This window comes from Microcoleus sp. Pol12B4, from assembly GCF_036701385.1.
Taxonomy (GTDB): Bacteria; Cyanobacteriota; Cyanobacteriia; order Cyanobacteriales; family Microcoleaceae; genus Microcoleus.
This window is the reverse complement of record NZ_JAUBQR010000379.1, coordinates 1-3,091: the sequence shown is the minus strand read 5'-3', so window position 1 is coordinate 3,091 and position 3,091 is coordinate 1. Positions and strand designations below refer to the sequence as shown.

1 protein-coding gene is annotated in these 3,091 nt (G+C 41.1%); it reads left to right on the top strand.

Annotated features, from left to right (window positions below):
* Window positions 1-371: 371 nt before the first annotated feature.
* On the top strand, window positions 372-3,091 hold a 2,720-nt coding region (locus QUA38_RS28240), incomplete at its 3' end, for a serine/threonine-protein kinase PknK (RefSeq protein ID WP_333167723.1).

Sequence of the window (3,091 nt, the reverse complement as noted above, 5' to 3'; positions counted from 1 at the left end):
GAATCACAACAAGGAGTCAGCGGTTTAAAATTCGCCCGCGTGCGTATTTTGCCTGAACCGGAATCTATTTCTACTATCTGTGAAGTTACGGTAGTCAGCGATTGAGAACCCGTTTAATTGTCGGTTTGATGCCCAGTGCGATCGCTCCCATCTCCTTGAAAAACAGTGCAGCGAAAGCATTCGGGACTCAAACACAAGACCGAGGTTACATTTAAAATGTTTGTTGACACTCACGAGCAAGCCCACATTTTCACTTAGTCTATCTTCCGTGTGATTGGGAATCGCAAAATACACGATCGGAATCACACAAAATCAAGATTAAGTAGTGTTAAGCTAATGAGAATCAGCTCCTGTAATTTATAACTTAAGTAATGTTAACCTTATCAAAATACCAAATAACTTCTACTCTGCACGAAGGCGTCGAAACAATAATCTATCGCGGAGAAACACTGACAGACGCGCCCCCAGCAATTCTCAAAGTCCTCAAAGCCGAATATCCCACCCTCGAAGCCATTACCAGGCTCAAACACGAATATCAAATCCGCCAAAATTTAGACAGTCAACACATCGTCAAAGCCATCAGTCTCCAAACATTTAACCACGGATTAGGAATCGTTTTAGAAGACTTTGGGGGCCAATCCCTCGCCCAACTCCTGGAAACAGAAACATTGAGCCTACAAGCAAATTTAAACATCGCCATCCAAATAGTCAAAGCCTTACAATACCTGCATTTTCATCACATTATTCACAAAGACATCAAACCTAGCAACATTATAATTAACTCGCAAACAAAACAAGTAAAACTCACCGACTTCGGCATTGCTACAAGACTCAACAAAGAAAATCCGCAATTTAACAATCCCAACTCAGTCGAAGGCACATTAGCCTATATGTCACCAGAACAAACCGGGAGAATGAACCGCACCCTCGACTACCGCACAGACTTTTATTCCCTTGGCATCACATTATATGAAATGCTGACAGGAAAATTGCCTTTCTGCAGCAACGATCCCTTAGAAATAGTTTACAGTCACATCGCCGTTCAACCAATATATCCCCATCAAATCAATTCAGAAATACCTGTCGCCATCTCAGAGATAGTGATGAAATTGATGGCAAAAAATGCCGAAAATAGATATCAAAGTGCAGTCGGATTTTTGGCAGACTTAGAAATTTCTTTGCATCAGTTAGAAACCACCGGACGAATTGCCGACTTCATCCCCGGACGCTTAGATATTCTCAGCCAATTGTTAATCCCCCAAAAATTGTATGGTCGGGAAAATCAGGTTAATGAATTGCTAGCAGCATTTGAACGTGTAAGAGCGGGTTTAGCCAACCATTTGTCAGAAAAACCAGCAACCTTAAAACAAAATTCGCCCCCATCAGGAAGCAGCGAATTAATGCTAGTCTCAGGCTACTCAGGCATCGGTAAATCAGCCGTAGTAAATGAAGTTAGCAAACCAATTACCCGGTCAAAAGGTTACTTCATCAGCGGCAAATTTGACCAATTACAACGCAACATTCCTTATGCCTCCTTAATCCAAGCATTTAACTCATTGCTGCGGCAATTGCTAACAGAAAGTACACTTTCATTAGAAATATGGCAAACTAAAATTTTAACAGCCGTGGGAACAGATGGCCAAGTAATTGCCGACGTAATTCCCAAAGTTGAATTGATCATCGGCAAACAGCCAGAAATCGCCGAACTCGCCCCTGTAGAATCACAAAATCGCTTCAATCGGGTATTCAAAGAATTTATTCGCGTTTTCGCCCAAAAAGAACACCCCCTAGTTATCTTTTTAGACGATTTGCAGTGGGCAGATTCAGCAACATTAAAGTTAATGCAAATACTGATAACTGACCCTGAACAAGAATATTTGTTGCTAATCGGTGCCTATCGAGACAATGAAGTTAGTCCGACCCACCCCTTAATTCAGACTGTAGAAGAAATTGAAAAAACTGGTACAATAGTCAACAATATCGTGTTGCAGCCGCTGGATTTAGCAAATGTGACGGAATTAGTCACTGAAACACTTAACGCTTGCACAGAAAAAGTAACAAATCTAGCCGAGTTGATCTGGAATAAAACGGGTGGCAATCCTTTTTTCTTGACCCAATTACTCCAAGCACTTTATCAAGACTCTCTTTTAAGATTTGACTTTAATCCCATTACAAATGAGGTAAGTAAAGGCCGCTGGGATTGGAGTATCGAGGAAATCCAAGCCATTGGAATTACCGATAAAAGTGTAGTAGAACTGGTAGCCAGTCGGATTGAAAAGCTCCCCGCAGCCACCCAAGAAGTCTTGAAATTAGCAGCTTGCGTAGGCGATAAATTTGCTCTTGATGTGCTGTCACTTGTCAGCGAAAAGTCACCTAATACTACAGCAACTGAACTTTATTCAGCTTTGCAATCAGGGTTTATTTTGCCATTGAGCGATTCTTATCGCATTCCTTTAGTTTTCGATCGAACCGAATCAATCAATCTCAAGTTAGACACTTCGCGGGTGAGTTACAAATTTTTGCACGATCGCGTTCAGCAAGCTGCATATTCGCTAATTCCAGAAGACCAAAAGCAATCCACCCATTTAAAAATCGGTCAACTACTTTTACAGAATACTCCACCCGACAAGCTAGAAGAAAACATCTTTGATGTCGTCAATCAATTGAATGTCGGAATTGACACGATTAGCCAGCCCGTAGAAAAAATTGATTTAGCAAGATTAAATTTAACGGCTGGACGCAAGGCAAAAGCCGCGAGTGCTTATGAAGCTGCTGTTAGGTATTTCCGGGTGGCTATGGAATTATTGCCAGCGGATTGTTGGCAAATTCACTATGACTTAACGTTAGCAATTTACGAGTCAAAAGCAGAAGCTGAATACTTAAACGTCAACTATGAAGACTCAAAGAGTTTGGTTGATATTGTAGTGCAAAAAGCTAAAAAATTAGTGGAGAAAGTAAATGTTTATCAACTTCAAATCCAGTCTTGCAATGCTCAGAATAGACCGTTAGAAGCACTCAATACAGGACTGGAAGTCCTGAAACTGTTAGGCATTTCTTTTCCTCAAAATCCCAAGGCGCTAAATATTGTGGC